We start from the raw sequence: 5,485 nt of genomic DNA, 5'->3' as shown, positions 1-5,485 counted from the left end.
TCCCGTCAACATTCAAACGGCCTGTCTCATCATGGAAGGCGCTGAATTTACGGAAAACATTATTAATGGCGTCGAGCGTCCGGTTAAAGCCGCTGAATTGTTCGCGTTTACCTTGCGTGTACGCGCAGGAAACACTGACGTTCTTACTGACGCAGAAGAAAACGTGCGTCAAAAATTACGTGCAGAAGGAGTGATGTAATGTCTAAAGGTAAAAAACGTTCTGGCGCTCGCCCTGGTCGTCCGCAGCCGTTGCGAGGTACTAAAGGCAAGCGTAAAGGCGCTCGTCTTTGGTATGTAGGTGGTCAACAATTTTAATTGCAGGGGCTTCGGCCCCTTACTTGAGGATAAATTATGTCTAATATTCAAACTGGCGCCGAGCGTATGCCGCATGACCTTTCCCATCTTGGCTTCCTTGCTGGTCAGATTGGTCGTCTTATTACCATTTCAACTACTCCGGTTATCGCTGGCGACTCCTTCGAGATGGACGCCGTTGGCGCTCTCCGTCTTTCTCCATTGCGTCGTGGCCTTGCTATTGACTCTACTGTAGACATTTTTACTTTTTATGTCCCTCATCGTCACGTTTATGGTGAACAGTGGATTAAGTTCATGAAGGATGGTGTTAATGCCACTCCTCTCCCGACTGTTAACACTACTGGTTATATTGACCATGCCGCTTTTCTTGGCACGATTAACCCTGATACCAATAAAATCCCTAAGCATTTGTTTCAGGGTTATTTGAATATCTATAACAACTATTTTAAAGCGCCGTGGATGCCTGACCGTACCGAGGCTAACCCTAATGAGCTTAATCAAGATGATGCTCGTTATGGTTTCCGTTGCTGCCATCTCAAAAACATTTGGACTGCTCCGCTTCCTCCTGAGACTGAGCTTTCTCGCCAAATGACGACTTCTACCACATCTATTGACATTATGGGTCTGCAAGCTGCTTATGCTAATTTGCATACTGACCAAGAACGTGATTACTTCATGCAGCGTTACCATGATGTTATTTCTTCATTTGGAGGTAAAACCTCTTATGACGCTGACAACCGTCCTTTACTTGTCATGCGCTCTAATCTCTGGGCATCTGGCTATGATGTTGATGGAACTGACCAAACGTCGTTAGGCCAGTTTTCTGGTCGTGTTCAACAGACCTATAAACATTCTGTGCCGCGTTTCTTTGTTCCTGAGCATGGCACTATGTTTACTCTTGCGCTTGTTCGTTTTCCGCCTACTGCGACTAAAGAGATTCAGTACCTTAACGCTAAAGGTGCTTTGACTTATACCGATATTGCTGGCGACCCTGTTTTGTATGGCAACTTGCCGCCGCGTGAAATTTCTATGAAGGATGTTTTCCGTTCTGGTGATTCGTCTAAGAAGTTTAAGATTGCTGAGGGTCAGTGGTATCGTTATGCGCCTTCGTATGTTTCTCCTGCTTATCACCTTCTTGAAGGCTTCCCATTCATTCAGGAACCGCCTTCTGGTGATTTGCAAGAACGCGTACTTATTCGCCACCATGATTATGACCAGTGTTTCCAGTCCGTTCAGTTGTTGCAGTGGAATAGTCAGGTTAAATTTAATGTGACCGTTTATCGCAATCTGCCGACCACTCGCGATTCAATCATGACTTCGTGATAAAAGATTGAGTGTGAGGTTATAACGCCGAAGCGGTAAAAATTTTAATTTTTGCCGCTGAGGGGTTGACCAAGCGAAGCGCGGTAGGTTTTCTGCTTAGGAGTTTAATCATGTTTCAGACTTTTATTTCTCGCCATAATTCAAACTTTTTTTCTGATAAGCTGGTTCTCACTTCTGTTACTCCAGCTTCTTCGGCACCTGTTTTACAGACACCTAAAGCTACATCGTCAACGTTATATTTTGATAGTTTGACGGTTAATGCTGGTAATGGTGGTTTTCTTCATTGCATTCAGATGGATACATCTGTCAACGCCGCTAATCAGGTTGTTTCTGTTGGTGCTGATATTGCTTTTGATGCCGACCCTAAATTTTTTGCCTGTTTGGTTCGCTTTGAGTCTTCTTCGGTTCCGACTACCCTCCCGACTGCCTATGATGTTTATCCTTTGGATGGTCGCCATGATGGTGGTTATTATACCGTCAAGGACTGTGTGACTATTGACGTCCTTCCCCGTACGCCGGGCAATAATGTTTATGTTGGTTTCATGGTTTGGTCTAACTTTACCGCTACTAAATGCCGCGGATTGGTTTCGCTGAATCAGGTTATTAAAGAGATTATTTGTCTCCAGCCACTTAAGTGAGGTGATTTATGTTTGGTGCTATTGCTGGCGGTATTGCTTCTGCTCTTGCTGGTGGCGCCATGTCTAAATTGTTTGGAGGCGGTCAAAAAGCCGCCTCCGGTGGCATTCAAGGTGATGTGCTTGCTACCGATAACAATACTGTAGGCATGGGTGATGCTGGTATTAAATCTGCCATTCAAGGCTCTAATGTTCCTAACCCTGATGAGGCCGTCCCTAGTTTTGTTTCTGGTGCTATGGCTAAAGCTGGTAAAGGACTTCTTGAAGGTACGTTGCAGGCTGGCACTTCTGCCGTTTCTGATAAGTTGCTTGATTTGGTTGGACTTGGTGGCAAGTCTGCCGCTGATAAAGGAAAGGATACTCGTGATTATCTTGCTGCTGCATTTCCTGAGCTTAATGCTTGGGAGCGTGCTGGTGCTGATGCTTCCTCTGCTGGTATGGTTGACGCCGGATTTGAGAATCAAAAAGAGCTTACTAAAATGCAACTGGACAATCAGAAAGAGATTGCCGAGATGCAAAATGAGACTCAAAAAGAGATTGCTGGCATTCAGTCGGCGACTTCACGCCAGAATACGAAAGACCAGGTATATGCACAAAATGAGATGCTTGCTTATCAACAGAAGGAGTCTACTGCTCGCGTTGCGTCTATTATGGAAAACACCAATCTTTCCAAGCAACAGCAGGTTTCCGAGATTATGCGCCAAATGCTTACTCAAGCTCAAACGGCTGGTCAGTATTTTACCAATGACCAAATCAAAGAAATGACTCGCAAGGTTAGTGCTGAGGTTGACTTAGTTCATCAGCAAACGCAGAATCAGCGGTATGGCTCTTCTCATATTGGCGCTACTGCAAAGGATATTTCTAATGTCGTCACTGATGCTGCTTCTGGTGTGGTTGATATTTTTCATGGTATTGATAAAGCTGTTGCCGATACTTGGAACAATTTCTGGAAAGACGGTAAAGCTGATGGTATTGGCTCTAATTTGTCTAGGAAATAACCGTCAGGATTGACACCCTCCCAATTGTATGTTTTCATGCCTCCAAATCTTGGAGGCTTTTTTATGGTTCGTTCTTATTACCCTTCTGAATGTCACGCTGATTATTTTGACTTTGAGCGTATCGAGGCTCTTAAACCTGCTATTGAGGCTTGTGGCATTTCTACTCTTTCTCAATCCCCAATGCTTGGCTTCCATAAGCAGATGGATAACCGCATCAAGCTCTTGGAAGAGATTCTGTCTTTTCGTATGCAGGGCGTTGAGTTCGATAATGGTGATATGTATGTTGACGGCCATAAGGCTGCTTCTGACGTTCGTGATGAGTTTGTATCTGTTACTGAGAAGTTAATGGATGAATTGGCACAATGCTACAATGTGCTCCCCCAACTTGATATTAATAACACTATAGACCACCGCCCCGAAGGGGACGAAAAATGGTTTTTAGAGAACGAGAAGACGGTTACGCAGTTTTGCCGCAAGCTGGCTGCTGAACGCCCTCTTAAGGATATTCGCGATGAGTATAATTACCCCAAAAAGAAAGGTATTAAGGATGAGTGTTCAAGATTGCTGGAGGCCTCCACTATGAAATCGCGTAGAGGCTTTGCTATTCAGCGTTTGATGAATGCAATGCGACAGGCTCATGCTGATGGTTGGTTTATCGTTTTTGACACTCTCACGTTGGCTGACGACCGATTAGAGGCGTTTTATGATAATCCCAATGCTTTGCGTGACTATTTTCGTGATATTGGTCGTATGGTTCTTGCTGCCGAGGGTCGCAAGGCTAATGATTCACACGCCGACTGCTATCAGTATTTTTGTGTGCCTGAGTATGGTACAGCTAATGGCCGTCTTCATTTCCATGCGGTGCACTTTATGCGGACACTTCCTACAGGTAGCGTTGACCCTAATTTTGGTCGTCGGGTACGCAATCGCCGCCAGTTAAATAGCTTGCAAAATACGTGGCCTTATGGTTACAGTATGCCCATCGCAGTTCGCTACACGCAGGACGCTTTTTCACGTTCTGGTTGGTTGTGGCCTGTTGATGCTAAAGGTGAGCCGCTTAAAGCTACCAGTTATATGGCTGTTGGTTTCTATGTGGCTAAATACGTTAACAAAAAGTCAGATATGGACCTTGCTGCTAAAGGTCTAGGAGCTAAAGAATGGAACAACTCACTAAAAACCAAGCTGTCGCTACTTCCCAAGAAGCTGTTCAGAATCAGAATGAGCCGCAACTTCGGGATGAAAATGCTCACAATGACAAATCTGTCCACGGAGTGCTTAATCCAACTTACCAAGCTGGGTTACGACGCGACGCCGTTCAACCAGATATTGAAGCAGAACGCAAAAAGAGAGATGAGATTGAGGCTGGGAAAAGTTACTGTAGCCGACGTTTTGGCGGCGCAACCTGTGACGACAAATCTGCTCAAATTTATGCGCGCTTCGATAAAAATGATTGGCGTATCCAACCTGCAGAGTTTTATCGCTTCCATGACGCAGAAGTTAACACTTTCGGATATTTCTGATGAGTCGAAAAATTATCTTGATAAAGCAGGAATTACTACTGCTTGTTTACGAATTAAATCGAAGTGGACTGCTGGCGGAAAATGAGAAAATTCGACCTATCCTTGCGCAGCTCGAGAAGCTCTTACTTTGCGACCTTTCGCCATCAACTAACGATTCTGTCAAAAACTGACGCGTTGGATGAGGAGAAGTGGCTTAATATGCTTGGCACGTTCGTCAAGGACTGGTTTAGATATGAGTCACATTTTGTTCATGGTAGAGATTCTCTTGTTGACATTTTAAAAGAGCGTGGATTACTATCTGAGTCCGATGCTGTTCAACCACTAATAGGTAAGAAATCATGAGTCAAGTTACTGAACAATCCGTACGTTTCCAGACCGCTTTGGCCTCTATTAAGCTCATTCAGGCTTCTGCCGTTTTGGATTTAACCGAAGATGATTTCGATTTTCTGACGAGTAACAAAGTTTGGATTGCTACTGACCGCTCTCGTGCTCGTCGCTGCGTTGAGGCTTGCGTTTATGGTACGCTGGACTTTGTAGGATACCCTCGCTTTCCTGCTCCTGTTGAGTTTATTGCTGCCGTCATTGCTTATTATGTTCATCCCGTCAACATTCAAACGGCCTGTCTCATCATGGAAGGCGCTGAATTTACGGAAAACATTATTAATGGCGTCGAGCGTCCGGTTAAAGCCGCTGAATT

At 44.8% G+C, this 5,485-nt stretch carries 9 protein-coding genes; all 9 read left to right on the top strand.

Features of this window, described 5'->3' with window-relative positions:
- The coding region (locus E1300_RS54435; protein WP_503104951.1) for a hypothetical protein at positions 1–199 on the top strand (199 nt) is incomplete at its 5' end.
- Positions 199–315, top strand: a complete 117-nt coding sequence (locus tag E1300_RS54430; protein WP_000033471.1) for a phage DNA packaging protein J — start codon at positions 199–201, stop codon at positions 313–315. The genes E1300_RS54435 and E1300_RS54430, both read left to right, overlap by 1 nt.
- Positions 316–351: 36 nt before the next feature.
- On the top strand, positions 352–1,635 hold the full coding sequence (locus E1300_RS54425; protein WP_000065572.1) for a major capsid protein: 1,284 nt from the start codon (positions 352–354) through the stop codon (positions 1,633–1,635).
- Between the two features lie 110 nt (positions 1,636–1,745).
- Positions 1,746–2,273 carry a hypothetical protein gene (locus tag E1300_RS54420; RefSeq protein WP_000487867.1) on the top strand — a complete coding sequence of 176 codons (528 nt, stop codon included), beginning with the start codon at positions 1,746–1,748 and terminating at the stop codon, positions 2,271–2,273.
- 8 nt (positions 2,274–2,281) lie between these two features.
- Entirely contained in the window at positions 2,282–3,268 is a 987-nt protein-coding gene (locus E1300_RS54415) for a Minor spike protein (protein WP_000466547.1), read from the top strand.
- Between the two features lie 36 nt (positions 3,269–3,304).
- Positions 3,305–4,873, top strand: coding sequence for a replication endonuclease (locus E1300_RS54410; protein ID WP_001134933.1), 1,569 nt, complete (start codon positions 3,305–3,307; stop codon positions 4,871–4,873).
- Positions 4,806–4,958, top strand: a complete 153-nt coding sequence (locus E1300_RS54405; RefSeq protein WP_435988044.1) for a hypothetical protein — start codon at positions 4,806–4,808, stop codon at positions 4,956–4,958. The genes E1300_RS54410 and E1300_RS54405 overlap by 68 nt, the downstream gene beginning before the upstream one ends.
- The gene (locus E1300_RS54400; protein ID WP_016670801.1) at positions 4,891–5,130 is read left to right on the top strand and encodes a phage DNA packaging protein C; all 240 of its coding nucleotides are present in this window, start codon (positions 4,891–4,893) and stop codon (positions 5,128–5,130) included. The genes E1300_RS54405 and E1300_RS54400 overlap by 68 nt, the downstream gene beginning before the upstream one ends.
- The coding region (locus E1300_RS54395; RefSeq protein WP_131763795.1) for an external scaffolding protein D at positions 5,127–5,485 on the top strand (359 nt) is incomplete at its 3' end. The genes E1300_RS54400 and E1300_RS54395, both read left to right, overlap by 4 nt.

The organism is Actinomadura fibrosa, from assembly GCF_900659615.1.
Classification (GTDB): domain Bacteria; phylum Actinomycetota; class Actinomycetes; order Streptosporangiales; family Streptosporangiaceae; genus Spirillospora; species Spirillospora fibrosa.
The sequence above is the reverse complement of the archived record's forward strand: the minus strand, read 5'-3'. Positions and strand labels throughout refer to the sequence as shown.